Genomic DNA, 26,678 nt, shown 5'->3' with positions numbered 1-26,678 from the left:
ACAATTAAGCGCCAAATATATAAATTTGACGCTTAACAGCTCGATTAAATTTTGATTGATTTACGAAAGTCTATCTCTGTATTTTTCATAAATTTCTTTTACCATAGCTTCAGTAATATCCGGTTTAATTATCCTTACCATCTCTGTGATACCATTATTCTCATAAAAGATTCCTTTTGCTACATCATAGCCTGTTACAGAGACATTGTTCTTGATATCAAAGGTTACATCTCTAAATTCATTCCAATCTATGTATTTAGGAATATGAATATAATATCGATTAGGATTGCCATTTGATTGCCAAATATGATCAGTAATTTTCTTTATGGTAAAAAATTTATTCACCCTCACTAAAGCATCAGTATCTTCTTTCATTCGAACAGGTTTGGCAAATTCAAAACCCTCTTTTTGATACAAACGCTGTACTTCTTCGATAAAATTGTGTCTGTTAATTCGTTTCACTCGAATCCCACTGTACTTTTTCTTACCAATGGTAATCTCACATTTCGCCCCCGCAATATCAAAATCCGTTTCTTTATTGATTTTGGTGGTTGCACGCAATATTTTTTCAAAAGACGCGGGTTCTTTTGTTACAAAAACAATGGAGTGTGGTTTCTCTATCGCTGTGAATCTACCGTAATAAGATGCAAGCGGATTGGGTATGTTAATGACAAATGTGTTGGGTATTTTATTTCTTTCTATCGGACTAATATTTTCTTGAATTATTAGTTTCCCTATGAGTTGGCGTATTTCCATGAATTTTATTTGAGCATTGCTGACGCCTAATTTACAAATAACTCTCAGGAAAAAAAACAAAATTTTCAAATATACTATGCGTGCATAATATATTTTTTTATCTTTGAAACAATGAAAAGGGAAAAAACCATAGATCATGCTCTAAGAGCAACTTGGCAATCGGTAGCCAAGTCATATAATGAGCAGGCAATGAAACACGAAAGTACTATGGCCATGGGTATGGCTTTGTTGTATATTGATCAAGATACAGGCACTCCCTCTACTGCCCTAGGTCCCTCTATGGGCATGGAATCAACGAGTTTATCCAGGATATTGAAAAATATGGAAGAAAAAGGACTCATTTACAGAGAGAAAAATCCAGAAGATGGTCGAGGCGTCCTAATTAAACTTACGGCCTTGGGAAAAGAAAAAAGAGAAATTTCAAAAAATACAGTTTTACAATTTAATAATTCAATCAAAGAAAACATAGACGAATCTAAAATTGAACATTTTTTTGAAGTAACTGAATTGATAAACAGGCTCATTTCAGAAAAAGCCATTTTTTAGTACGAACAAACTAAACTTTTATAAAGTGAAAAAAAGACATATTAAAAAAGTAGTCGTTATAGGATCTGGAATCATGGGGTCCGGGATAGCTTGCCATTTCGCCAATATTGGTGTGGAAGTTTTACTCTTAGATATCATTCCAAGAGAAATCAATGAACAGGAAAAAGCCAAAGGTTTAACCTTAGAAAGTAAGATTGTAAGAAATAGAATCGTAAACACCGGTTTACAGACAGCTTTGAAATCAAACCCCTCTCCTATCTATAACCAAAAATTTGCCGAGAGAATATCTACAGGAAATTTAGAAGATGATATTCACAGAATTAAAGATTATGATTGGATCATTGAAGTAGTTGTAGAAAGATTAGATATCAAGCAGCAGGTATTTGAAAAAATTGAAAAATACCGTTCCCCCGGCTCCTTGATTACTTCAAATACTTCAGGCATTCCGATTAGTTTCATGAATAAAGGCCGCAGTGAAGATTTTCAAAAACATTTTGCTGTCACCCATTTCTTCAATCCGCCCAGATATTTAAAATTATTTGAAGTAGTTCCCGGACCAAATTGTGATCCTGAAGTGGTTAATTTTTTAATGAATTATGGAGAGAAATTTTTGGGTAAAACCTCTGTTTTAGCCAAAGACACACCCGCATTCATAGGTAACCGCATTGGGATATTTGGGATTATGAGTTTATTTCACAGTGTAAAAGAACTCGGCTTAACAATTGAAGAAGTAGATAAACTTACCGGCCCGGTAATAGGAAGACCAAAATCGGCGACTTTTAGAACTGTAGATGTTGTAGGCTTAGATACTTTGGTACATGTGGCCAATGGTTTATATGAAAATGTGCCGAAAGATGAAGCACACGATCTTTTTAAATTACCCGAATTTATCCAAAAAATGATGGATAACAAATGGTTGGGTAGCAAGACAAAACAAGGTTTCTACAAAAAAGTTGTAGATGCGAAAGGAAAATCTGAAATCCACGGCTTGGATTTAGATACATTGACCTATAGGCCTGGTTCAAAAGTGAAATTCTCCACTTTAGAGAGTACTAAAGGAATCGACAAAGTTATTGATAGGTTTCCAGTTTTAATCAAAGGTAAAGACAAAGCTGGTGAATTCTATCGCAAGAATTTTGCGGCCATGTTTGCTTATGTCCAAAATAGAATCCCAGAAATATCCGATGAATTGTACCGTATAGATGATGCCATGAAAGCTGGTTTTGGATGGGAAAATGGTCCTTTTGAAATTTGGAATTCAATTGGTGTTAAAGAAGGAATGAATTTGATGGAAAAAGAGGGTTATCCTGTTCATGATTGGATAAAAACGCTATCTGAAAAAAATCTTCCTTTCTATATGGTAAAAGAGGGGAAAAAATATTTTTATGATATTCCTTCACAATCAATGAAAGAAATTCCAGGGCAAGACGCTTTTATCATATTGGATAATATACGAGAAGCTAAAACGGTTTGGTCTAACAAAGAAGCAAGTATTCAGCATTTAGGACAAGGTGTATTAAATGTAGAATTCCAATCGAAAATGAATACCATTGGCGGTGGTGTCTTGCAAGCCATCAACAAAGGAATAGATCTGGCTGAACAAGAATACGAAGCAGTGATCTTGGGTAATCAAGCCGCAAACTTCTCTGTTGGCGCCAATTTAGCCATGGCTTTTATGCTTGCCATCGAGCAAGAATACGATGAATTGAACATGGCAACAAAAATGTTTCAAGATACGGTTATGCGCTTGAGATATTCCTCTGTCCCTACATTGATTACTCCAAGAGGAATGACTTTTGGTGGTGCTTGTGAAATGAGTTTACATGCAGACAAAGTCGTTGCTGCTGCCGAAACTTATATCGGTTTGGTAGAATTTGGTGTGGGAATAATTCCTGCAGGAGCGGGAACTAAAGAGATGACAAAACGAGTTTCAGATCTTTGGGTAAAGGACGATGTCAAGTTAAATAGAATGAGAGATGCCTTTATCAATATTGCAATGGCTAAGGTGGCAACTTCTGCCTATGAAGCCTTTGATATGGGTTATTTTAAAGAAGGGAAAGATGTAGTTGTAGTAAATGCCGACAGACAGATCGCAACGGCCAAAAGGTTGGCTTTGGAAATGTTGGAAAATGGATATACCCAACCTACTCCTCAAAAAGTAACGGTATTAGGTCAACAAGCTCTTGGCATGTTTATGGTGGGTAGCGATAGTTTGGTAAGTGGTAAGTATGCTTCTGAACACGATAGGAAAATCGCGAATAAACTGGCATATATTATGGCTGGAGGCGACCTCTCTGAACCAGCAGAAGTTAGCGAACAATATTTATTGGATCTTGAACGTGAAGCAATCTTGTCATTATTGACTGAAAGAAAAACATTGGAAAGAATTGAGCATACTTTAAAAACAGGAAAACCTTTAAGAAACTAAGGTAAAAATAGAAGAGTCAATATTGAGATTTATCTGTTTATACTTCAAACTAACATCTAACATACATGAAAACAGCATATATTATTAAAGGATACAGAACGGCAGTTGGTAAGGCACCTAAAGGAGTTTTTAGATTCAAAAGACCAGATGAATTGGCAGCTGAAACAATTGCTTATTTAGTAGAGCAAGTTCCTGAATTGGACAAATCGAGAATAGACGATGTCATTGTAGGAAATGCAATGCCGGAAGCAGAACAAGGATTAAACATGGCACGTCTGATTTCTTTGATGGGATTAAAAACAGATGAAGTACCAGGAGTAACGGTGAACAGATATTGCGCCTCAGGATTAGAAACAATTGCCATTGCAACAGCAAAAATTCAATCTGGAATGGCAGAGTGTATCATTGCTGGCGGAGTAGAAAGTATGAGTTATATTCCTATGGGAGGCTACCGCCCTACCCCAAATTACAAATCTGCAAAAGAAGGGCATGAAGACTATTATTGGGGGATGGGATTAACAGCGGAAGCCGTAGCAGATCAATTTGGCATATCTCGAGAAGCGCAAGACGAATTTGCATTTAACTCGCATCAAAAGGCAATCAAAGCCCTAGAAAATGATACGTTTAAAGATGACATTGTTCCTATCTCTGTTGAACAAATATTTCTTGATGAGTCAAGCAAAAGAAAATCAAAAAGCTACTCGGTAGCAGTTGATGAAGGTCCTAGAAAAGATACTTCAACCCATGCTTTGGCAAAACTTCGGCCTGTTTTTGCGAATCACGGTTCTGTAACGGCTGGAAATTCATCACAAATGTCTGACGGAGCAGCTTTTGTACTTGTTATGAGCGAGGATATGGTCAAAGAATTAAAACTTGAACCAATCGCGAGAATGGTTTCTTATGCAGCCGTAGGCGTAGAACCTAGAATTATGGGAATTGGACCTGTAAAAGCTATTCCAAAAGCTTTAGAAAAATCAGGTTTAAAACAAAAAGATATTGACCTTATAGAACTTAATGAAGCCTTTGCATCTCAATCATTGGCTGTGATTAAAGAGTTAGGCTTGGATAAAGATAAAATTAATGTAAATGGAGGAGCCATAGCACTTGGGCATCCATTGGGTTGTACTGGTGCCAAGCTTTCTGTACAACTGTTTAATGAAATGAAACGAAGAAAAAACAGATACGGAATGGTTACCATGTGTGTGGGAACAGGACAGGGTGCTGCCGGAATATACGAACTACTATAAAATCAAATAAGAACGAAATGAAAGTAATTAAAGGAGGCGAATTCTTGATCAAGGAAGTATCAAGTGATTCAGTATATATTACAGAAGAGTTTACGGAAGAACAAAAAATGATGAAGGAAGCCGTGGTTGATTTTATCGATCGCGAAGTTTGGCCAAATAAAGAACGATTTGAAAATAAAGACTACGCACTAACGGAGCAAATTATGCGTCAGGCCGGTGAAATGGGATTTTTAGGCATCTCAATTCCTGAAGAATACGGTGGTTTGGGTATGGGATTTGTGTCAACAATGCTAGTTACAGATTATATTTCTGCCGCTACAGGTTCCGTGGGTACTGCTTATGGAGCACATACAGGTATTGGTACAATGCCTATTTTTTTATATGGAACAGAAGAGCAAAGAAAAAAGTATTTGCCTCAACTCACATCAGGAACTAAATTTGGAGCTTACTGTTTAACAGAACCAGGAGCTGGTAGCGACGCCAATTCTGGTAAAACAACTGCTAAATTATCTGAAGACGGGAAACATTATTTGATTAACGGTCAGAAAATGTGGATCTCTAATGCTGGATTTGCTGAGATTTTTATCGTGTTTGCAAGAATAGAAGACGATAAAAACATTACTGGTTTTATTTTAGATTACGATAAGAACAACCCTAACGGTGTTACATTTGGAGAAGAAGAAAATAAATTAGGCATCATTTCCTCATCAACCCGTCAAGTATTTTTCAACGATACAAAAATTCCTGTTGAAAACATGTTATCTGAAAGAGGAAAAGGATTCAAGATTGCGCTTAATTCTTTAAATGTGGGAAGAATAAAATTGGCAGCTGCATGTCTCGATGCAGGACGAAGAGTGATTACTGAATCAGTAAAATACGCCAATGAAAGGGTTCAATTTAAGACCCCTATCGCACAATTTGGTGCCATCCAAGCTAAAATAGCGGATATGAGTACACGATTATTTGTTAGTGATGCAGGCTCATATAGAGCAGCAAAAGATATCCAAAACTATATAGACGACTTACTTTCCAAAGGTAAGTCGCACCAAGAAGCAGAATTGGAGGCTTTTAGCGAGTATGCCATTGAAGCGGCCATACTTAAAGTTTATGCTTCTGAAATGAGTCAGTATGTTACTGATGAAGGCATTCAGATTTTTGGTGGAATGGGTTTCTCTAAAGAAACACCCATGGAATCTGCTTGGAGAGATGCCAGAATTACAAGAATCTATGAGGGAACCAATGAAATCAACAGAATGCTTACTGTGGGTATGTTGCTCAAAAAAGCGATGAGTGGCAGCATAGATTTACTCACTCCGGCAATGGCTGTTGGAAATAGTTTAATGGAAATTCCTTCATTTGACATCCCAGATTATAGCGAAAGATTGAGCGAAGAAAAAGAAATGTTGGCGAAACTTAAAAAAGCCTTTTTAATGATTGCAGGCAAAGCTGTACAATCTTTTGGAATGGATCTTGAAAATCATCAGCAATTAGTAATGGCGGCAGCCGAGGTAATGATCGAAATTTATATGGCGGAAAGCGCCATATTAAAAGCTGATAAGTTGGCTCAAATGACATCAGATAAAGAAGCCAGTGGTCAGATATTAATGGCAAAACTCAATTTGTATAAGGCCGTTAATGTTATTTCCGAAAAAGGAAAAGAAGCAATTGCCTATTTTGCTGATGGCGATGAAGAAAGAATGATGTTGATGGGCTTAAAGCGTTTTACAAAATATGCAAACTCGCCAAACCCTATAAAATGGCGTAAAGAAATTGCTGCTATGGTAATTGAAGCGAATTGCTATTGCTTTTAAATATGAAAATAGTCCCGCTTCTGCGGGATTTTTTTTATCCATTTTTAAATAAATTATCAAACATGAATTGTACGCGTAAATCGGAAAAAAAATTGAATAATACTTTTGAAAAAGAGTTTGCTTTGAGGTATTTTGAGATGAATAAACAAGGTACAATTACCCCTTCTTCTATGCTTACGCTGTTAGAAGAAACAGCCGCAGATCACTGCGAAATCATTGACCATAGCTTATACCAACTAGGCAATAAGAATATGGGATGGGTTCTGGTTTCGGGTTGTTTAGAGATGTATAGATATCCTAAATACAAAGAAAATATTATCATAAAAACTTGGATGTCTGAGTACAGCAGTGTGAAAGGAATAAGAGAAAATATTATTTATGATGAACGAAGAAATGTTATAGGAAAAGCGAAAGGACTGTGGATCTTTTTCGATATCAGCAGAAGACGTCCGATTCGTATTTTTGAAGAAATCAAAACAAAATGGTCTTCTTTTGAAGAAGTAAGTATAGCCTGTGATTTAGGAAAAGTCATTCCAGAAATTGAATCAGGCGATATCAAAACCAAAATTAAAGTACAGCGCTATGATACTGATATGAATGAGCACGTAAACAATATTAGATATTTGGATTGGCTTATGGATTCTATACCCAAGAATTATATTGAAAATTATGCTCTAACGGCAATAGATGGTCGATTTTTAGGAGAAGCAAGACTAAAAGATCGCTTGATAAATTACACAAGAAAAGGTTCTGAAGAGAATAGCTTTTTGCATACCATTAAAAATATTGACACAAATAAAGTTTGCGCTACAGCTATAACCCACTGGTCACCAATTAACTAAAATTTATAAAATGTTTTCTTAGATATGGAACACATTTAAAATAATTTAAGTTTATCTTTGTTTTTAGTGTATTAAAATAGCTTAAAATATGAACATAAAAATTCCCCTCGTAATTTTTATGAGTCTTTTTGTTGCTTCTATATTTTCGCAGGAAGCATCAGAAATTTATTTATTCGAATTGGTGCAAACTGAAACCAGTTATGAATTGAATAATCCCATAAATATTTCTAATAATCCTGGTTATGACAATCAGCCAGCATTTACTTTAGATGGAGAGTCTGTTCTGTTTACCTCTTTTAGAGATAATCAAGCCGATATAGCTTTGTATGATATTAAATTAGACTTTAGAAAATGGTTGACAGATACTCCAGAAAATGAAGTTTCACCACTTCCATATCCCGATAAAAAAAAATGGTTTACAGCAGCTAAGTCTGATTCTATTGGTCACCAAAAGGTTTTTCAATACACTTTCAAGCAAAAACCACCCAAACCCCTCTTCACAGAAAATGAAATTGTTTACTATGATTGGTACGATAAGTCTGCAATGATCTGTTTTATTGCGGGCGATACGGACGCTTTGTTTATTAAGAATTTTAAATACGATATACTTTATCCCATCCAACAAAATATCGGTCGATCATTTCAAAGAATTCCCGGAACAGATCTAATTGGATTTATTAACTACAATCACGAGGTTCCAGAAATTTATCGGGTTCACCCCAAAACGAACAAATTAGAATACATCGTTGATGCTCTTGAGGGTTCTGAAGATTTAGCTTTTACAAATAATCGAACCATATTTATGGCGAAAGGAAATCAAATCTTCAAATTTAGACCTGAACAAGATAAAGATTGGATGCCTGTAAAGATCAATTCTGACATCGGATTAAAAAATATTACACGATTAACAATCAGTCCAGATGGTACAAAAATGGCTGTGGTAGCAGCGGAATAATTAAACTAATTTGGCAAACGCGGATTCATTATTTTAAACCACAGAGGCGGTATCAAGGCTACCAACATCATTGCGGGATATCCATAGGGCAATTGAGGAGAATCCTCGTGATTGTCTAATAATTGGTATTTTTTACTTGCTAAAAAATGATGATCCGAATGACGGGTTAGTTCGTATAACACAATTCTTCCAAAATTGAAATTTGCATTCCATGAATGTTTTGGTTTTACCCTTTCAAAACCTGCGTTGGGTAAAGTATTTCGCCTTAAACCATAATGTTCTAGATAATTAATAGTTTCTAATAATAATACACCAATTATTCCAGAACAAACTATAATCATTACCGTGACAAAACTAAAAAGTGTTAATAGGACTATTAAATAAAACAACATTAAGAATGTTAAATTTAACATGGTGTTCTTAAAACTCAAAAAAGATAAATTTTTCTTATTCAACAAGTTTAATTGTATATTCCAAGCACTCATATAACTTTTTAAAATTGATTTAAACCAAAAAAAGTACAAGATCTCTCCTTTCTGAGCCGTAGCCGGATCTATGGATGTAGCAACATATTTATGATGACCCCGATTATGTTCAACAAAAAAATGAGTATACAACGCAGGTGTCAATAATAATTGCGCCATTAATTGGTCAAAATTAGATTTTCTGTGGCCTAACTCATGGCCCACATTAATTCCACAAGTACCTACCACAATGCCTACAGACCATGTATTGCCTATTATCTCTGTTAAACTAAAATCTTTTTGATCTAAGAAAGTACCAAACAAAAGGATAACAAATAAAAGTATGGGCAAATTGAAGTATAAAATCCAATCAAAATACTTTTGTTTTCCCTTACTTACTTTCTCATCTTCACTGAGATTATTAGGATTATTTTTTGAAAAGTGATCGATCAATGGAACCATTAAAAAAACAAAGATTACATTGGTGAAGCTCCAAATACCACCTGCATATAAACCAAAAACAGCTAAGGCCGGATTGATATAGGCGGCTAGATATTTGAGGTCTTTTAACCACTGACCGATCATAAAATGAAACTAGTTAATTTGTTCTTCAATTATTTGTTGATATTGTTCCATCATTACCTCGTATTGTCCTGAACTGAATAAATATATTACCCAAATCAAAGCTAGGACACCCACGATAATTCCTATAATAGAAGTTGTTTTTCCTGTATTTGCATTGTTTATTCCTTGGTACAAATCTGGATTTTCATTATGAATTGCAATGGCTTTATTGGCCTGTAACAATCCTATAACACCTGTAATAATTCCAATAAATCCATAGCAACAACAAGCAGTAACTATAGAAACTATTCCTAGAATCAATGCGGCATGTGAATGAGGTAATTTTTCTTTCATAATGGTTTGTTTAAATGATTTTTAAAATATAATTTACAATGATAATGAATAAATTAAGTATAAAGAGATAAAGTAAAACTTTATGCCCTTTTGAGAATTGAAACTTTAAATGGAGAAGTAAAAACCCGAACATTATAAATAAGGTATATATGGCGGGATACATATAAAATGCCTCTGCAAAATCTCCTTTTAAAATTAAAAGAATTGACCGCTGTAAACCACAACCCATACATTCCATGCCCATATTCTTCCATTGACATGCCAACAAGTTTTCTTCTAAAAATGATATAAATCCCATTGTTTTATATAAGTTGTTTAAAGATAAAAAAAATATCAGATTTTTATAATGCTGTTGTATTTTTGAAGTATGAAAAATCAATTTAACATTGGTGATTTAGTTTCGGTTGTCGATGAGGACTTATCGGGTAAAATCATCGAAATAAAGGAAGATCAAATCAGTTTCAGGTGTACGGATGATTTTGTTTACACCTATTCTATTAATGAATTAGTTCAGAAGAAAAATTTACCTGAGCAATTGTTATTTCAAGAGGAACACAAATTTAGGGTCGATAAAGTAGAAGTGAAAAAGAAGACGCCTGTTAGTCGAAAAATGTTAAAAAAAACACCCTCGCTTGAGGTTGATCTGCATATTGAAAAGATAATAGAGACATACAGACAATTAGATAATTATCAAATTTTAGAAAAACAACTCGACTTTGCTAAATATAAAATAGAATTTGCTTTAAGAAAAAACATCAAAAGAATTGTTTTTATCCATGGAGTAGGCACAGGTGTTCTAAAGTATGAATTATTAAGAGTATTGAAAAATTACCCAGTAGAAATAAATGAAGCTTCCTACGCTCAATATGGTGAAGGTGCAACAGAGATTTTTTTCATAAAATAATTAGGGACTAACTGTTGATTGAAAAGTTCCAAACAAATAAGCATCGTTAAAAACCAATGTTTCATTGCCACTTTCAAGTAAGACATCGTTTAAAACAATAATATGCTCATATCCAACAACTGTAACCCCGTCATTACCATATAAAGCATTATTCTGAACGAAAATCGTTCCTGAAACACCACGCCAGTCTTTTTTAACTTTGGGTTCAATTGGAGGGAGAACCTGGCAAAAATAGGAAGATGTCACCTCATCAGCAAAAACACGGTCTGTCACGGTATAAGGTCCATTGACAGAAACATTCACAGGTGCAACCGGTTCTTCAGAATTTTTTATTTGAGCACCTGTGAGGGTAACTATAAGTGCCTCTCTCGCGCCATTTTCACTCAATCTGTATAATGTGTATTCTCCACAAACATTTACTTTTTCGGCAAACTCAAAACTTGATTGATTTATATCACCATCATCGCAGCCAAAAAATGATAATGTTAGTATAAAAATTAAAAATGCTTTTTTCATGTTTGTAATTTGAAAAACAAAAATAGGCCATTTCACGGGATTACAAATTTATGATTCCTACAAAATAATTACTTTTACCTCATGCAAAGTATTTATCTAGACAATGCGGCGACAACACCACTTAAAAAAGAGGTTGTTGATATTATGACCGAAACCCATATGAATAATTTTGGCAACCCTTCTTCAACGCATCAATATGGGAGAAAGGCGAAAGCTTTATTAGAATCTGCAAGGAAAAATATTGCTAAATACCTGCATTGTGATCCCTCGGAAATTTACTTTACTGGTGGTGGTACTGAGGCCGATAATCTAATACTTTTTAATAGTGTCAGAAATTTAGGTGTAAAAAGGATTATCACGTCGTTAATAGAGCACCATGCAGTTTTGCATACGATAGATCGACTGGTGTTTTCAGATCATATTGAAGTTTGTTATGTAAAGCTTTTAGAGGATGGTTCACCCAATTTGCAAGATTTAGAAAATCTTTTGACAGATGGAAAGCCAACTTTGGTTAGTTTGATGTGGGTCAATAACGAGATAGGAAATACCATCGACTTGAAGCAATTAGCTTTACTTTGCAAGAAGTATGGTGCCTACTTTCACTCAGACACAGTACAAGGAATCGGTCATTTACCCTTAAATTTAAAAGAAACGGGCGTACATTTTATCGCTGCAAGCGCACATAAATTTCATGGTCCAAAAGGCGTTGGATTTGCCTATATTCAAAAAGGAATTCCGATACAAGCTCACCTTATTGGTGGAGAACAGGAAAGAGCTGTAAGAGCAGGAACTGAGAATTTACCAGGTATATTAGGTATGGAAAAAGCTTTACAACTCGCTACAGAGAATTTGGAAAGTGACATGTTCAAGTTAAAGGAATTAAAGTCCTATTTTATTGAAGAACTTAGAAATAATTTTAAAAATATTCAATTTAACGGTACAAGTGCAGCAATTGATATCAGTGCTCCACATATTTTGAACGTTAGATTTCCCAAATCAATTCCAATGTTACTTTTTCAGTTGGATTTAAAAGGAATCGCAGCTTCTGGTGGGAGTGCTTGTCAGAGTGGAAGTAATAAAGGCTCTCACGTTTTACAAAATGTTCTAAATGAGCAAGAACAGAAAAAAACAAGTGTTCGATTTTCTTTTAGTACGCTAAATACAAAAGAAGAAATAGATTGTCTAATTATGATATTAAAAGAACTGATAAAAGATTAGGAAATGGATTTTATAGCTTGATCTAAGTCCCCTTTAATATCTTCAACATCTTCTATTCCCACAGAAAACCGTAATAAATGATCGTTTATTCCTGTCTTTTTTCTATCCTCTTGAGACATTAAACTATGTGAGGTTAAAGTGGGTAATAAAATAGTAGATTCAACACCTGCCAAACTCAACGAAGGTTTGATCATATTTAGCGCTTTTTGAAAGGCAACAGCATCTAAATTATCATCTAATTCAAAAGACATCATGCCACCGAAGCCATGCATTTGTTCCTTGGCAATTTCATGGCCTGTATGCGACTTAAGCCCAGGATAATAGACCTTTTTTATCTCCGATTTCTTTTCTAAATATGCTGCTAAAATTTGAGCGTTTTCATTGTGCCTTTTCACCCTTACCGCCAAAGTTTTGATACTTCTTTCTAACAAATAAGCCATGAAATCACTTAAATTGCCTCCAAAATTGATTCCCTTTAACTTTACTTTTTGGATATGATCCATTGTTCCAACCACTACTCCTGCTAAAATATCGCTGTGTCCACCTAAATATTTAGTAGCACTATGCATCACGATATCTATACCTAAATCTATTGGTGTTTGATTGAAGGGTGAAGCGAAAGTATTATCAATCATCGTAATCAAACCCTTATTTTTCGCTAAAGTTGCAACACTTTTAATATCTGTAATCGTCAGTAACGGATTAGAGGGTGTTTCCAGGTAGATTACCTTTGTATTCTTTTTAATTTTTGCCTCAAAATCTGAAGGTGCTACGCCATCTGTGAAATCATATTCAATTCCATACTGAGGAAATTCCTTGACAACAAAATTATAAGTACCTCCGTAAATAGCATTGGGAAAAATAGCATGATCTCCCGCCTTTAGAAAAGCCAAAAGCGCCGTTGCTATTGCCGCCATCCCCGAACCAAAAGATAGTCCTGCCTCTGCATTTTCTAAAGCAGCAACTTTCTTTGCAACCACTTCTTGATTTGGCGTGTTAAAATTTCTTGGATATCTGTTCTGATCAACATCTAAAAAAGGATAAGAACTCGCCATGAAAATAGGAGAAACTGCTCCACCGAATTGCGTGTCTTTTATCTCACCTTCATGAATACATAGCGAATTCTTTCCTTTTGTTGTCATTTTTTAGGATTTTTGGTTAATCCATGCTACTATGGTTTCATCTGTTGGTAAAGTTTTTGGAGAAACTACCCTTACCAATTTACCATTTTCATCAATCAAATATTTTTGAAAATTCCAAGCCACCTCTGAATCTTCTAATCCATTTTTAGATTTTTGAGTCAAATAAGTATAAATGGGGTGCATGTCTTCTCCCTTTACCGAAATTTTTGACATCATAGGGAACGAAACACCATAATTCATTTTACAGAATTCTGCAATCTCCGCGTTAGAACCGGGTTCTTGTCCTCCAAAATTATTTGCCGGAAAACCAACAATTACGAAGTTGTTATTTTTATTTTGCTCATACAAAGACTGCAAATTTTCATACTGCGGCGTTAAACCACATTCTGAAGCTGTATTTACAATCATTACTTTTTTCCCTTTTAACGAAGAAAAATCGAATTCTTTACCATAGAGATCTGTGACTTTAAAATCATAAATACTTTGTTGCATTTGTTCTGTTTTAGTGTTTGAAGATATTTCAACTGTTTCTTTTTGAGCTTCTTTTTTACAAGCCGTAAAGAAAATTAAGAAGGCAATAATAATTAGGTTTTTCATGGTTTTATTTTTTTATAATATTTCTTGAATTTAAGAAATGCAAAAATACTGATAATTGAAGAGAAAATTAACCAACCCCATATTTCATTTGGAATTGGTGCAGATTCACCTGCTGCATAAGAGTGTAAACCGGATAGTAGATGATTTACCCCTAAATAGGTCATTAAAATAGAGGCAAATCCAAAAACCGCCATCAAATTGAAGGTATATTTACTTTTCAAGCCCGGAATTAATCGCATGTGTAATATAAATGAATAGATCATAATACTGATCAAGGCCCAAGTCTCTTTTGGATCCCAGCCCCAATATCTACCCCAACTTTCATTGGCCCACATTCCACCGAGAAAATTTCCGATGGTTAACATGACCAAACCGATGGTTAAAGACATTTCATTAATAACCGTAATCTCATCAATAGCTAATTTTATTTTCTTCTTATTATTTGAATTGGTAAAAACGTAGAGTAACAATGCCAGTAAACCTAAAATCATACTTATTGTAAATGGTCCATAACTGGCGACAATAATAGCAACATGCACCATTAACCAATAAGAATCTAAAACAGGAACTAAATTTCCAATAGAAGGATCCATCCAATTCCAATGAGCCACCATTAATAACATGGAAGTCACAAATGTAGTAGACGCCAGAGTTAAAGGTGATTTTCTACCAAATGCAAATCCGAAGAACATGGTTGCCCATGCCACATAAATCATCGATTCATATCCGTTACTCCATGGCGCATGTCCCGAGATATACCATCTTATCGCCAAACCTGCGGTATGATAAAGAAATAATAGTAAGATGGCAATGGAGCTAATTTTTATCAAAAGGCGCAACAATTTGTTGTCTTTAAAAATATGAACGATAACCAAAATAAATAAAACCAAACTCGCGAGCATATATTTCCAAAACAAACCCTTAAAAATATCATGTTCATTGTAAAAAAGCTCAAGTTCGATTTTTCTTTCAGACGGAATTACTTCTGACCCAAATTTTTGTTGGTACTTATGCATACTGTCTAAATACTGATTAGGTGTCGTGTAATCACCGGTTTTAAAAGATTCTTGCAATGCACCTGCGTATAAAGGAACTATTTTACTCACAAATAAAGAATCTTCCCCTTTAAATCCAGCAAAACTGACCTCGGGATAAGAATACCATTTATTATTTTTATCGTTTGGCAATGGGAAAAATTTAAAAATACCACCCCCAAGCGCACCAAATAATAAGTTAGCTCTGCCATCAACATTTAACAGGCTTTCTTCATATTTAGTTTTAATTTTTTTCTTGTGCGCTGCAGCAACCTCATCTTTTAGTTTATAATTTCCTTCTTCTGTAAAAAAGTCAGAAAAGCGCGCATATTTTTGATCATGAGGAATACCAATAAGATCTCTCAGTTTCGTATTGTCTTTTTTGATATAAATAAAAGGAACAAAATACCAAGCTCGAGGATTAATGATCATAGAAACCAATACCTGATTGGCATCCATATCTCCATAATTATCCTTTTTACTCACCTTTCTCAATAACTCTGAGGCAAATGTATTTACGGGTTTCATTCTTCCTCCGTCATCCTGAATTACCAACGAACCAAATTCTCTGGCATGAACGGGATCTATGGCTTGCTGATTCAAAATTGAATCAATTGTTTTGTAATAATTGTTGTGATTATGCTCTTCTGTATTTTGCGAAAAACCTAAGAACGAAGCTGCTACCAAGAAGAGCGTAAGTAATTCTTTTTTTGCCTTAATTTTCTTCAACTTATTCTCTAAAAATGAAAATCTAGATTCTTTGGTAAATAAGGATAATGTAAGGGCAAAGAATAAAAGCAGGTATCCAAAATATGTAGTATAAGTACCTAATTGATCGTGATTTACAGAGAGAAATGTTTGTTCAACTTCTCCCTTGTCATTGTAGCTCGCTTGAAAAAACCTGTAACCTTTATAATCCAATATATGGTTCATAAAGATTCTGTAATCAAACGTTTTATCCTTATCTATCACTGTAACTTCGCTTGCATATGATTTCGGACTCATAGAACCTGGATATCTATCCAATTGAAAATCCCTTAATTTTACCTGAAATGGAACCTTCCATTGTACCGAGCCATAAGCCAATCTAAAATTTAAGCCATCCATCTCAAATTTTACAGGAGAATTAATACTCAATGCACTTCCACTCAACTTCACCAACTTTTCTTCCTTATCAGTCTTTACCAATACTTCTAGCATATCGGCTGGATTAGCATCTTTATCACCTGCCTGTAATTCCATTTTTCCATTTACAGCACCTTCAGGAACAACAAATTGGGTTCCGTTAAACATATAAAGCGCTCGCAAGTTAAAATGTTGAAGTGAATCTGCTACAACCACACCTTGCTGTTGGGTAGCCATCACCATATAATTTCCTTCTGCGGGAGGATTAATTTTTAAAGAATCATTTACCGTCACAAAATTAAATGCTCCTGCCGTAGGCTTATCAAAAGAAAAAAGGGTATTATGTACATTGACCACCTCGCCTTTTTTAAGTAAATGTTCATGTCGGCCGCCACCTCCAGATTCAACAACTTTTAAATAAACATCACCATTAGGGTCATTTACAAAAACCTCTTTTGCATTTGCGATATAACTAACATACTCAACTGAAACCGGTTTTCCTTTAAAGTCGGTCTCCATCAAAAAGTGATTCCCACCTCTTAGGAAATTAAAGAACTTAGCCATACGTCCTGTAAAGCTTTTATCTTCTTCACTCAAATTTGCAAATAAAAAATCTTCTGAAACTGGTGTTTTCTCTTCTTTTCCATCATTTAAATAAAGAGAAACAAAAGCCTTATCAGACAACATGAGATCTGTCGTTTCGCCTTCGTATATTGGCATCACGCCTTCAAAACTGTAATATCTTGTAATGGCGGCACCAAAAATGATAAAGACAAAGGCTATGTGAAATAAAAAAGTTACCCTTTTTCCCTTTTTATACAGCTGGTATTTTTTAACATTTCCTATAAAATTGATCAGGAAGAAAAGTAATATTAATTCAAACCACCATGAATTGTAAACTAGTGCTTTAGCGGTTTGGGTACCAAAATCATTTTCGATAAAGGTAGCAATCGCCATGGATGCAGCATATAACAAAAATAGTAGTCCGGTAAGTTTAGTTGAGAACAAAAAATCGAGTAATTTTTTCATGAATTTTTTCTAGCAATAATTTCGCAAAAATACGAAAATTAAAAATTAGCGACTAAGCTAAAAATAAAAATAGTAGTCCAAGGACTTTTATTCATTTTTTAAAAATAATAATAGTTGCATATGCAACTATTATTATAAAACACTACTTTTACACCTCAATTTTAAATTCATTTTAAACCATTACCATGTATGTCTGTCCAATTAAAAATAGTTGATTTGAACACTTCTATTGTACCTATTTTAGGTAAGACTAGCAAATTTATAGGAATTTGTATCATGGATCATTTTCAGACAAATGGCATTGACCTTAGCAAAGAGCAATGGTTGGTGCTAAAATATTTGCATGAAAAAAATGGTCAGGCTCAAAATGATTTGGCATTTATAACGGACAGATCAAAAACCTCGCTTACGCGCTTAATTACGACGATGGAGAAAAAGGGTTTAGTCTGCAGAACAAATTGTAGAAAAGACAACCGGGTTAATCATATTTATTACACAGATAAAGGTGAAGCCATGTTTCAGAAATCATTGCCATTATTTACCCAGGTCATTGAGGAGTTAATAAATGGAGTATCATCCGAAGAAATAGAGCAAACAATTTCTGTTTTGAAAAAAATAAAAGAAAACGCACAAAACAAGATTAACGAAATAAACTTATGAGAAAGAGTATTAGCATAATTCTGGGAATTCTACTTCTAATCCTGACCTATTTTGGAGTAAAATACATGATTTTAAGTAATCAGAAAAAGGTTTTGCCACCCAAAACTAATGTAAATTCTGTTTTTGTACAATCTGTTGAAAACAAGGATGTTGCAATTCAAATATCAGCAAGTGGAAATATTGTGGCTAAAAATAAAATTGAATTGTACTCAGAAGTTCAAGGTGTGCTTGTACCCTTAAATAAGGAATTTAAACCGGGAACTTCTTATAACAAAGGAGAAACTATTCTTAAAATAGACAATCAAGAGCATCTGGCCAATTTACAGGCACAAAAAAGTAATTTATTTAATTCTATAGCATCTATCATGCCTGACATTAGATTAGACTATCCCAACGAATACCAAAAATGGGAAAAGTATTTAAATGAATTCGATTTTAATAAAACCACTCCTGCCCTACCCGAAACAAGTTCTGATAAGGAGAAGTTTTTTATTTCAGGTAGGAATATTTACACTACCTTTTATAATGTCAAGAACCTCGAAGTCAGGTTAGAAAAGTATGCCCTTAGAGCCCCGTTTAACGGTGTATTAACTGAAGCTTTAGTGAACCAGGGAACTTTAATTCGACAGGGTCAAAAATTGGGAGAGTTTATTGATCCTTCTAACTACGAAATGGAAATAGCCATAAATGCAAATTATAAGGAACTCTTACAAATTGGAAAAACAGTTGAACTGCACGATCTTGAAAAAACCAAAACCTGGGAAGGAAAAGTTATTCGTATCAATGGTAAAATAGATCAAGCCTCACAAACTTTAAAAGTTTTTATTCAGGTAGCCGGAGATGGGCTCAGAGAAGGCATGTATTTGGAAGCTGATCTTCAGGCGAAAACAGAGCAAAATGCTTTCGAAATTTCAAGAAAACTTTTGGTTAATAACGAAAATATTTATCAGGTTAGAGATACCATTTTAATTTTAACTCCAGTGCAAACAGTTTATTTCAGTGATCAAACGGCAGTAGTAAAAGGTTTAGAGAACGGCATGAAGATTTTGGCAAAACCTGTTCCAGGGGCTTATGATGGAATGGTTGTGAAGGTAATTGGAGATACAACTAACCCTAATAATTAAGAACTGTGAAAAAAATTATCACATATTTTATTAAATATGACGCCGCCGTAAATATTTTCATGCTCGCGTTTGTTATTTTTGGAATTATCGGGGTGCTGGCAATGAAATCATCTTTTTTTCCGCTGACAGAATCTAGAAATATTTCAATCTTATTAAACTATCCGGGAGCTTCCCCTCAAGAAATGGAAGAGGGAGTAGTGCTGAAAATTGAAGATAACTTAAAGGGAATAGTTGGAATAGATCGTGTGACATCTGTTTCCAGAGAAAATTCGGCAAACATCAACGTAGAAATTGTAAAAGGTAAAAATATTGATGTTGTTTTGGCCGATGTGAAAAATGCGGTTGATCGAGTACCCTCCTTCCCTTCGGGTATGGAACCACCGGTTATCGCAAAAATCGAAAATACCAGGCAAACCATTAGCTTTACCCTAAACGGAGAAAATATTCCTTTAAAAACCCTTAAACAATATGCGAGAGAGATTGAAAAGGACCTTCGCCGTATGGAAGGTATTTCTCAAATCGAATTAACGGGCTTTCCTGCTGAAGAAATAGAAATTGCTCTTCGTGAAAATGATTTAAGAGCCTATGACCTTTCTTTCACTGAAGTTGCTGCGGCAGTGAGCCAGACGAACTTATTGATTACCGGTGGTAATATAAAAACTGAGGAAGAGGATTTCTTAATACGTGCTCGAAATAGAAATTATTTTGGTGATGATCTTAATGATATCATTGTGCGAGCAAATCCAAACGGAAATATCATACGGTTAAAAGATGTCGCAGAAGTCAGGGATATTTGGAATGAAACTCCAGACAGGCTATATTTTAATGATGAAATTGCTATAGAAATAGGTATAAGTAATACAAATAATGAAGACCTTCTCAAGTCTGCAGATTTAATTAAGGCATATATTGCAGATTTTAATACGAAGCACGATAATTTAACTTTGAATATCGTAGATGACAGATCAATTACACTAAATCAAAGAACAGAATTATTAGTTAAAAATGCCATCGCCGGAATTTTATTAGTTTTACTTTTTCTTTCTCTATTTCTAAACATTCGACTTGCTTTTTGGGTGGCAGTAGGCTTGCCCATTTCTTTTTTTGGGATGTTTATTTTTGCTCCAATGTTAGACATTACTATTAATGTATTGTCTCTTTTTGGAATGATTATCGTTATTGGTATTCTGGTAGATGACGGAATTGTTATTGGCGAAAATATTTATCAGCATTATGAAAACGGCAAATCGCCAATTAGAGCAGCCATAGATGGTACCATGGAAGTAATACCTCCAATTGTTTCTGCCATTCTTACCACGATCATTGCTTTTTCTACTTTTTTCTTTTTAGATGGTAGATTAGGAGAATTTTTCGCTGAAGTTTCGGCTGTGGTAATTCTAACTTTAATAATATCACTTGTTGAGGCATTGATAATTCTACCTGCGCATTTAGCACATTCTAAAGCCTTGCACAGAAATGAGGAAGAGGATGAGAGAAGATCATCAAAAATAGCAACTGGTCTCTACAAAATCAATCAAAAAGCAGAGCAATTTTTGTTTTTTATTAGAGACAAAATGTACGAACCTTATATCCGCTTTTTTATAAAGCATAAGTTTTTGGGCTTTGCAATTCCTACAGCATTGTTGATGGTGGCATTCGGAAGTATTAATAGTGGTATAGTTAAAACCGCCTTTTTCCCAAATATTGCGAGTGATGTAATTAGTATAAATCTAACTATGCCACAAGGTACAAATGAAAAAATTACCGATTCTATCATATCGGAAATTGAAGAAAAAGTATGGTTAGTGAATATCGATTTCACAGAAAGACAAACAGATAATCAGCCTGTAGTTCAAAATGTAATTAAAAGAATCGGACCAGGTACAAATACGGCTAGATTGACAGTCAATCTATTACCCGGTGAATTGCGTGATTTTCCCTCTTTAGATATTACAAATGCCATTCGTGATACTGTTGGTAAAGTTTATGGGGTAGAATCACTCACTTTTGGTTCAGGTTCTAATTTTGGAGGTAATCCGATTGCAGTTGCTTTCTTAGGAAATAATATAGATGAATTGAAAGCTGCTAAAACTGAACTCAAAAGAGCTATGGAAGCCAATCCGGTACTGAAAGATGTTTCGGACAATGATCCTGATGGAATCAAAGAAATTGAAATTAAATTAAAAGATAAAGCGCAAATTTTAGGTCTTACGCTTCAGTCTGTCATGAGTCAGGTACGCTATGGCTTTTTTGGATTTCAGGCTCAAAGATTCCAAAGAGGGCAAGACGAAATTAAAGTATGGGTGCGATATGATAAAGAAAACAGGTCGTCCATCAAAAATTTAGATGATATGTGGATCAATACTCCATCTGGGAACAAAGTTCCTTTTAGAGAAATTGCTACCTACACTATTGCGAGAGGAGAAGTGGCTATTAATCATTTAGATGGTCAAAGAGAAATTCAAATAACCGCAGATTTACAGTCTCCTAAAGATAGTGCGACTGAAATTTTAGAAGAAATGAAGGAAACAGTAATAGCTGATATTCTTTCAAAATATCCAACGGTAAGCACAAGTTATGAGGGCCAGAATCGTGAAGCATTAAAAACTCAGAAATCTGCGAGTTCTGTTGGTTTAATTATCATTATTTTAATTTATATCGTGATCGCATTTACTTTTAGATCATTTAGTCAACCTTTAATGCTCATACTCATGGTTCCCTTTAGTTTAATCGGAGTCGTTGCAGGGCATTATTTTCATGGTTTTCCTATAAATATATTGTCTTGGCTCGGCATCATCGCTTTAATTGGAATAATGGTAAATGACGGTCTTGTGTTGGTTGGTAAGTTTAACTCCAACCTTAAAGAAGGCTTAAAATTTGATGAGGCACTAGTCCAAGCGGGTGTTTCCAGGTTTAGGGCCATTTTTTTAACATCTGTTACTACAGTAGCTGGTTTAGCACCACTGCTTTTAGAAAGAAGTAGACAGGCCCAGTTTTTGAAGCCTATGGCAATATCTATATCCTATGGAATTATCGTGGCTACCTTTTTAACCTTATTAATGTTGCCCTTAATGCTGTCGTTATCTAACAATATCACCGTTTATTTTAAATGGTTAATCACCGGTGTAAAACCAACGAAAGAAGAAGTTACAAGAGCTATTAAAGAATTAAGTTCAGAAAATGAAGAAGTATAGTATATTCCTTTTTACATTGCTCATCGCAAACCTAATTTTTGCACAAGAAAATCTAAGCAAGAATAAGGCCGTAGAAATTACACTTGAAAATAACTATGACATCCAAGTAAGTAATAACAATGTTAAGATTGCCGAAAACAATGCCAGTATATACAACAGTGGTTTTCTACCTACTTTAGATGCGAGTACGTCAGCAGGATATTCAGACAATAAAAATGAAATTTCCTATCAAGATGGTAATTTTTTAGAAAATAAAACGCAAGTCAACAATTATAATGCAAATGTTGGCGTAGGCTATTTATTATTTAACGGCCTAGGAAGAAAATATAACTATAAACGATTTCAGGAACTCTATAATTTAAGTGAAATTCAAGCGCAACAGGTTATAGAATTAACCTTACTTGGTTTACTTACCTCCTATTATGAAGTAGCAAGGTTAACAGAAAATAAAGTGAATCAATTTAAATCGCTTGAGATCTCAAAAGATAGACTGCTGAGAGAAAAATACAAATACGAATTCGGTCAGAATACCCAATTAGACGTTCTCAATTCAGAAGTGGATATCAATAATGACAGCATTGCATATTTAGATATTGAACGCCAACTGGCAAACACCAAAAGAGACCTCAATTTAATTATGGGTAGAGATGTAAATTCACCTTTTGAGGTAGATACGATTGTCAATTATGAAATTGCACTTAATTATGATGAACTATTGGCTTCTGCAAAAGAAAAAAACGTACTTCTACAGCAAGCAGAAAAAAGCGTTGCCATTAGCGATTTAGATATTAAAATAAACCGCTCAGGATGGTTACCGACAGTAGCTGCCAATGGAGGCTTAAATTGGAATAACAACCATTTTAATGCAGATACTTTTAATGCATTTTCGTTAAAATCACAGAATGTTACCGGCTTTAGCGGTGGAGTATCTTTAAACTGGAATATTTTTGATGGTGGTAGAACAAAAGTACTTGTTCAAAATGCCAAGATTGCTGCAGAGAATTCATTAGTTCAAAAAGAGCAGATTGAAAAAGAGCTTGAACGCAATATGGCCAATGCTTGGGAAACCTATCAAAATGCACTCTTTATTCTACAAGCTGAACAAAAAAATGTTGAAACCAATAAAAGAAATTTTTCCAGATCTGAAGAGCAGTTTAAGTTAGGTCAAATTATATCAGTAGAGTTTAGACTAGCTCAGGTAAACCTTCTTAATGCCATTAACAATTACAACCGTGCTAAATACGCAGCTAAAATAGCTGAACTTACCGTTCTGCAACTAAGCGGAAAACTTTTAGGTGCCATTTATTAACTATCTCAAGTAACAATTGTTACTGAAACCTTCGTACACCAGAATCTATGATATAAATCATAGAAAACTGCGGTCTATCTGTCTAACTTTGGTCGAAAATAAAAAACAAAAATTATACGATCATGGAAACGATAAATCAGACAAAATCCCATGTATATAAGTTCGGAGATAAAACGACGGATGGGAACAGTAAAATGAAAAACCTTTTGGGAGGTAAAGGAGCTAACTTAGCTGAAATGAGTGCAATTGGAATACCAGTTCCACCGGGTTTTACAATTACTACAGAAGTTTGTACAGAATACAATTTAGTTGGTCAGGATGCAGTGATTGAAATGATCAAAGGAGAAGTTGAATCCGCCATCGAAACAATAGAAGGTATTATGGGCGCCAAATTTGGTGATAACGAAAACCCATTATTATTATCTGTGCGTTCTGGCGCACGCGTTTCTATGCCAGGTATGATGGATACCGTTTTAAATTTAGGAATGAATGACGACGCGGTTAAAGGAATTGCCATAAAAATGAATAATGAGCGTTTTGCATGGGATTCATACCGAAGGTTCATTCAAATGTACGGTGGTGTGGTTTTAGGTATGAAACCTCATTCTAAAGAAGACATCGATCCATTTGAAGAGATTATAGAGAACTTAAAAGAAAAGAGAGGTATAGATCTGGATACAGATTTTACTGTTCAAGATCTTAAAGATCTGGTTTTTGACTTTAAAGCAGTTGTCAAGAAAAGAAAAGGTTTTGATTTTCCAACAGATCCTTGGGATCAACTTTGGGGAGCAGTGATGGCCGTATTTAATAGTTGGAATGGCGATCGCGCTGTCTATTACAGAAACATGCATGGTTATCCTGCCGATTGGGGAACTGCAGTGAATGTTCAGGCTATGGTATTTGGAAATATGGGCGATAGTTCTGGTACAGGTGTTTGTTTTACAAGAGATGCGGGAACAGGAGAGAATATTTTTAATGGAGAATATTTAATTAATGCGCAAGGTGAAGATGTGGTGGCCGGTGTAAGAACACCACAACAAATCACGAAAATTGGTTCTCAACGCTGGGCTGAATTGGCTAAAGTAGAAGAAGATGATAGAAGAACAAATTACCCTTCATTAGAGGAATTAATGCCTTCTATTTATGAAGAATTAAATGGATATCAGGAAGTTTTAGAAAGACATTATCGCGATATGCAAGACATGGAATTTACCATTCAAGAAGGTAAATTGTGGATTCTTCAAACAAGAAATGGTAAAAGAACTGGTGCAGCAATGGTGAAAATTGCCATGGATCTTTACAAAGAAAAACTCATTGATGAAAAAGAAGCGCTTTTGAGAATTGAGCCATTAAAATTAGATGAACTTTTACATCCAATTTTCGATCCTAAAGCGATAAAAAAATCACATATTATCGCACAAGGCTTGCCAGCATCACCAGGTGCCGCTACTGGTCAAATCGTGTTCTTTGCAGATGAAGCAAACAAATTCAAAAACACAATTTTAACTAGAATCGAGACCTCTCCCGAAGACTTGGAAGGAATGAATGTAGCTAAAGGTATTTTAACTGCAAGAGGGGGTATGACTTCTCACGCAGCAGTTGTTGCAAGAGGTATGGGAAAATGTTGTGTTTCTGGCGCAGGTGCTTTAAAAATAAATTATAAAACCCGCACACTCGTTGTAGATGGCAAAGAATACCACGAAGGTGACTGGATTTCAATTAATGGTACTACAGGAAATATCATGGAAGGGAAAGTGGCTACGATGGAACCAGAATTAACAGGTGAATTTGCCGAGCTAATGAAACTTTCTGAAAAATTCTCTAAAATGAAAGTGCGTACCAATGCAGATTCACCTAAAGATGCCTTGGCAGCACGTAATTTTGGTGCACTCGGTATCGGTCTTACCAGAACTGAGCATATGTTCTTTGAGGTAGATAGAATCAAAGCGATGAGAGAAATGATCTTAGCCAGCACCGTAAAAGGTCGCAAACATGCGCTTGATATGTTATTACCTATGCAAAGAGAAGATTTTGAAGGAATCTTTGAAGCAATGGCAGGCCTACCTGTTACCGTAAGGTTACTAGACCCACCACTACACGAGTTTGTTCCTCACCAATTGGCACAACAAAAAGAACTGGCAGAAGAAATGCATATTTCTTTAGAAGCCGTTAAAGCTAAAGTGGCCGAATTGGAGGAATTTAACCCAATGTTAGGGCATCGTGGTTGTAGATTAGGGATAACTTATCCTGAAATTACAGAAATGCAAACAAGAGCAATCATAGAAGCTGCATTGAATCTAAAGAAAAGAGGTATCGTGGCATATCCAGAAATTATGGTTCCTCTTATCGGCACTAAAGCTGAATTTCTTTCTCAGGAAAAATTAATTAGAGATACAGCTGCTGTAGTTTTTCAAGAAAGAAATGATTCAATAGATTTTAAAGTAGGCACAATGATTGAAGTACCTAGAGCTGCGTTAATGGCTGAATCTATTGCAGAAAGTGCAGAATTCTTCTCTTTCGGTACAAATGACCTTACCCAAATGACATTTGGATATTCAAGGGATGATGCTGGAAAATTCTTACCAATTTATATCGAAAAAGGAATATTAAAACATGATCCTTTTGAAGTATTAGATCAAGAAGGAGTTGGACAATTGGTTACTCTCGCAACAAAAAATGGAAGAAAAACGAATACAACTTTAAAAGTTGGGATTTGTGGTGAACACGGAGGTGAACCTCAATCTGTGGCGTTTTGTTATAAAAACGGACTTAACTATGTGAGTTGCTCGCCATACCGTGTGCCTATCGCACGTATCGCATCAGCACAAGCAGAGATTTTAAATTCCTGATTAGTATTAG

General features: G+C 34.9%; 21 protein-coding genes. 13 read left to right on the top strand and 8 right to left on the bottom strand.

Annotated features, from left to right (window positions below):
• Positions 1-60: 60 nt before the first annotated feature.
• On the bottom strand, positions 61-756 hold the full coding sequence (locus ACFQ39_RS10605; RefSeq protein ID WP_377178839.1) for a hypothetical protein: 696 nt from the start codon (positions 754-756) through the stop codon (positions 61-63).
• Positions 757-867: 111 nt separating this feature from the next.
• Here ACFQ39_RS10605 and ACFQ39_RS10600 point away from each other — a divergent pair, with 111 nt between their 5' ends.
• The 6 genes from ACFQ39_RS10600 (at position 868) to ACFQ39_RS10575 (ending at position 8,585) form a co-directional block, all read left to right on the top strand.
• On the top strand, positions 868-1,302 hold the full coding sequence (locus ACFQ39_RS10600; protein ID WP_377178837.1) for a MarR family winged helix-turn-helix transcriptional regulator: 435 nt from the start codon (positions 868-870) through the stop codon (positions 1,300-1,302).
• Between the two features lie 73 nt (positions 1,303-1,375).
• Positions 1,376-3,730, top strand: coding sequence for a 3-hydroxyacyl-CoA dehydrogenase/enoyl-CoA hydratase family protein (locus tag ACFQ39_RS10595; protein ID WP_377179996.1), 2,355 nt, complete (start codon positions 1,376-1,378; stop codon positions 3,728-3,730).
• Between the two features lie 65 nt (positions 3,731-3,795).
• Entirely contained in the window at positions 3,796-4,977 is a 1,182-nt protein-coding gene (locus ACFQ39_RS10590; RefSeq protein WP_377178835.1) for an acetyl-CoA C-acyltransferase, read from the top strand.
• A 17-nt stretch (positions 4,978-4,994) separates the two neighbouring features.
• On the top strand, positions 4,995-6,788 hold the full coding sequence (locus tag ACFQ39_RS10585) for an acyl-CoA dehydrogenase family protein (protein ID WP_377178833.1): 1,794 nt from the start codon (positions 4,995-4,997) through the stop codon (positions 6,786-6,788).
• Between the two features lie 92 nt (positions 6,789-6,880).
• On the top strand, positions 6,881-7,630 hold the full coding sequence (locus tag ACFQ39_RS10580) for an acyl-[acyl-carrier-protein] thioesterase (RefSeq protein WP_377178831.1): 750 nt from the start codon (positions 6,881-6,883) through the stop codon (positions 7,628-7,630).
• A gap of 88 nt (positions 7,631-7,718) precedes the next feature.
• Positions 7,719-8,585 (top strand): hypothetical protein, encoded by an 867-nt coding sequence (locus ACFQ39_RS10575; protein WP_377178829.1) that lies wholly within the window; start codon positions 7,719-7,721, stop codon positions 8,583-8,585.
• 5 nt (positions 8,586-8,590) lie between these two features.
• Here the strand turns inward: ACFQ39_RS10575 and ACFQ39_RS10570 are convergent, their stop codons facing one another.
• The 3 genes from ACFQ39_RS10570 to ACFQ39_RS10560 are packed head-to-tail and all read right to left on the bottom strand — an operon-like array spanning position 8,591 to position 10,196.
• Positions 8,591-9,634: an alkane 1-monooxygenase gene (locus tag ACFQ39_RS10570; RefSeq protein WP_377178827.1), complete on the bottom strand. Its 1,044-nt coding sequence runs from the start codon at positions 9,632-9,634 to the stop codon at positions 8,591-8,593.
• Positions 9,635-9,643: 9 nt separating this feature from the next.
• A complete protein-coding gene (locus ACFQ39_RS10565) occupies positions 9,644-9,967 on the bottom strand; it encodes a CCC motif membrane protein (RefSeq protein ID WP_377178825.1) in 324 nt (107 codons plus the stop codon).
• A gap of 10 nt (positions 9,968-9,977) precedes the next feature.
• Positions 9,978-10,196 (bottom strand): DUF2752 domain-containing protein, encoded by a 219-nt coding sequence (locus tag ACFQ39_RS10560; RefSeq protein WP_377179994.1) that lies wholly within the window; start codon positions 10,194-10,196, stop codon positions 9,978-9,980.
• A gap of 138 nt (positions 10,197-10,334) precedes the next feature.
• On the opposite strand from ACFQ39_RS10560, the gene ACFQ39_RS10555 reads away from it, so the two are divergent.
• Positions 10,335-10,871 carry a Smr/MutS family protein gene (locus ACFQ39_RS10555; RefSeq protein WP_377178823.1) on the top strand — a complete coding sequence of 179 codons (537 nt, stop codon included), beginning with the start codon at positions 10,335-10,337 and terminating at the stop codon, positions 10,869-10,871.
• On the opposite strand, the gene ACFQ39_RS10550 is transcribed toward ACFQ39_RS10555, so the two are convergent.
• A complete protein-coding gene (locus ACFQ39_RS10550; RefSeq protein WP_377178821.1) occupies positions 10,872-11,387 on the bottom strand; it encodes a hypothetical protein in 516 nt (171 codons plus the stop codon). It lies immediately after the preceding gene.
• Positions 11,388-11,468: 81 nt separating this feature from the next.
• Here ACFQ39_RS10550 and ACFQ39_RS10545 point away from each other — a divergent pair, with 81 nt between their 5' ends.
• On the top strand, positions 11,469-12,605 hold the full coding sequence (locus ACFQ39_RS10545; RefSeq protein ID WP_377178819.1) for a cysteine desulfurase family protein: 1,137 nt from the start codon (positions 11,469-11,471) through the stop codon (positions 12,603-12,605).
• Here the strand turns inward: ACFQ39_RS10545 and ACFQ39_RS10540 are convergent.
• The 3 genes from ACFQ39_RS10540 to ccsA all read right to left on the bottom strand — a co-directional run bounded on the left by ACFQ39_RS10540 (position 12,602) and on the right by ccsA (position 17,532).
• Positions 12,602-13,747: a trans-sulfuration enzyme family protein gene (locus tag ACFQ39_RS10540; protein WP_377178817.1), complete on the bottom strand. Its 1,146-nt coding sequence runs from the start codon at positions 13,745-13,747 to the stop codon at positions 12,602-12,604. The two genes, ACFQ39_RS10545 and ACFQ39_RS10540, sit on opposite strands and share 4 nt — an antisense overlap.
• A 3-nt stretch (positions 13,748-13,750) precedes the next feature.
• Entirely contained in the window at positions 13,751-14,239 is a 489-nt protein-coding gene (locus tag ACFQ39_RS10535; protein WP_377179992.1) for a glutathione peroxidase, read from the bottom strand.
• A gap of 101 nt (positions 14,240-14,340) precedes the next feature.
• Positions 14,341-17,532 carry a cytochrome c biogenesis protein CcsA gene (ccsA, locus tag ACFQ39_RS10530; protein WP_377178815.1) on the bottom strand — a complete coding sequence of 1,064 codons (3,192 nt, stop codon included), beginning with the start codon at positions 17,530-17,532 and terminating at the stop codon, positions 14,341-14,343.
• Positions 17,533-17,721: 189 nt separating this feature from the next.
• Between ccsA and ACFQ39_RS10525 the strand changes: the two genes are divergently transcribed.
• The 5 genes from ACFQ39_RS10525 (at position 17,722) to ppdK (ending at position 26,668) form a co-directional block, all read left to right on the top strand.
• Complete coding sequence (locus ACFQ39_RS10525) at positions 17,722-18,192, top strand: MarR family winged helix-turn-helix transcriptional regulator (RefSeq protein WP_377178813.1); 471 nt, start codon at positions 17,722-17,724, stop codon at positions 18,190-18,192.
• On the top strand, positions 18,189-19,316 hold the full coding sequence (locus ACFQ39_RS10520) for an efflux RND transporter periplasmic adaptor subunit (protein WP_377178811.1): 1,128 nt from the start codon (positions 18,189-18,191) through the stop codon (positions 19,314-19,316). The genes ACFQ39_RS10525 and ACFQ39_RS10520 overlap by 4 nt, the downstream gene beginning before the upstream one ends.
• Before the next feature lie 5 nt (positions 19,317-19,321).
• The gene (locus ACFQ39_RS10515; protein ID WP_377178809.1) at positions 19,322-22,510 is read left to right on the top strand and encodes an efflux RND transporter permease subunit; all 3,189 of its coding nucleotides are present in this window, start codon (positions 19,322-19,324) and stop codon (positions 22,508-22,510) included.
• On the top strand, positions 22,497-23,819 hold the full coding sequence (locus tag ACFQ39_RS10510; RefSeq protein ID WP_377178807.1) for a TolC family protein: 1,323 nt from the start codon (positions 22,497-22,499) through the stop codon (positions 23,817-23,819). Before ACFQ39_RS10515 ends, ACFQ39_RS10510 begins: the two co-directional genes overlap by 14 nt.
• 122 nt (positions 23,820-23,941) lie before the next feature.
• A complete protein-coding gene (ppdK, locus tag ACFQ39_RS10505) occupies positions 23,942-26,668 on the top strand; it encodes a pyruvate, phosphate dikinase (protein WP_377178805.1) in 2,727 nt (908 codons plus the stop codon).
• Positions 26,669-26,678 lie beyond the last annotated feature (10 nt).

This window comes from Namhaeicola litoreus (assembly GCF_042679565.1).
GTDB classification, from domain to species: Bacteria; Bacteroidota; Bacteroidia; order Flavobacteriales; family Flavobacteriaceae; genus Namhaeicola; species Namhaeicola litoreus.
Note: the sequence above shows the minus strand (reverse complement) of the source record. Positions and strands in the feature narration are given on the sequence as shown.

Excerpts from the sequence above, each read along its gene's own strand:
- ACFQ39_RS10605 (WP_377178839.1), bottom strand. The coding sequence starts at position 756 with ATGGAAATACGCCAACTCATAGGGAAACTAATAATTCAAGAAAATATT.
- ACFQ39_RS10600 (WP_377178837.1), top strand. The coding sequence starts at position 868 with ATGAAAAGGGAAAAAACCATAGATCATGCTCTAAGAGCAACTTGGCAA.
- ACFQ39_RS10595 (WP_377179996.1), top strand. The coding sequence starts at position 1,376 with ATGGGGTCCGGGATAGCTTGCCATTTCGCCAATATTGGTGTGGAAGTT.
- ACFQ39_RS10590 (WP_377178835.1), top strand. The coding sequence starts at position 3,796 with ATGAAAACAGCATATATTATTAAAGGATACAGAACGGCAGTTGGTAAG.
- ACFQ39_RS10585 (WP_377178833.1), top strand. The coding sequence starts at position 4,995 with ATGAAAGTAATTAAAGGAGGCGAATTCTTGATCAAGGAAGTATCAAGT.
- ACFQ39_RS10575 (WP_377178829.1), top strand. The coding sequence starts at position 7,719 with ATGAACATAAAAATTCCCCTCGTAATTTTTATGAGTCTTTTTGTTGCT.
- ACFQ39_RS10570 (WP_377178827.1), bottom strand. The coding sequence starts at position 9,634 with ATGATCGGTCAGTGGTTAAAAGACCTCAAATATCTAGCCGCCTATATC.
- ACFQ39_RS10565 (WP_377178825.1), bottom strand. The coding sequence starts at position 9,967 with ATGAAAGAAAAATTACCTCATTCACATGCCGCATTGATTCTAGGAATA.
- ACFQ39_RS10560 (WP_377179994.1), bottom strand. The coding sequence starts at position 10,196 with ATGGGTTGTGGTTTACAGCGGTCAATTCTTTTAATTTTAAAAGGAGAT.
- ACFQ39_RS10555 (WP_377178823.1), top strand. The coding sequence starts at position 10,335 with ATGAAAAATCAATTTAACATTGGTGATTTAGTTTCGGTTGTCGATGAG.
- ACFQ39_RS10550 (WP_377178821.1), bottom strand. The coding sequence starts at position 11,387 with ATGAAAAAAGCATTTTTAATTTTTATACTAACATTATCATTTTTTGGC.
- ACFQ39_RS10545 (WP_377178819.1), top strand. The coding sequence starts at position 11,469 with ATGCAAAGTATTTATCTAGACAATGCGGCGACAACACCACTTAAAAAA.
- ACFQ39_RS10540 (WP_377178817.1), bottom strand. The coding sequence starts at position 13,747 with ATGACAACAAAAGGAAAGAATTCGCTATGTATTCATGAAGGTGAGATA.
- ACFQ39_RS10535 (WP_377179992.1), bottom strand. The coding sequence starts at position 14,239 with ATGCAACAAAGTATTTATGATTTTAAAGTCACAGATCTCTATGGTAAA.
- ccsA (WP_377178815.1), bottom strand. The coding sequence starts at position 17,532 with ATGAAAAAATTACTCGATTTTTTGTTCTCAACTAAACTTACCGGACTA.
- ACFQ39_RS10525 (WP_377178813.1), top strand. The coding sequence starts at position 17,722 with ATGTCTGTCCAATTAAAAATAGTTGATTTGAACACTTCTATTGTACCT.
- ACFQ39_RS10520 (WP_377178811.1), top strand. The coding sequence starts at position 18,189 with ATGAGAAAGAGTATTAGCATAATTCTGGGAATTCTACTTCTAATCCTG.
- ACFQ39_RS10510 (WP_377178807.1), top strand. The coding sequence starts at position 22,497 with ATGAAGAAGTATAGTATATTCCTTTTTACATTGCTCATCGCAAACCTA.
- ppdK (WP_377178805.1), top strand. The coding sequence starts at position 23,942 with ATGGAAACGATAAATCAGACAAAATCCCATGTATATAAGTTCGGAGAT.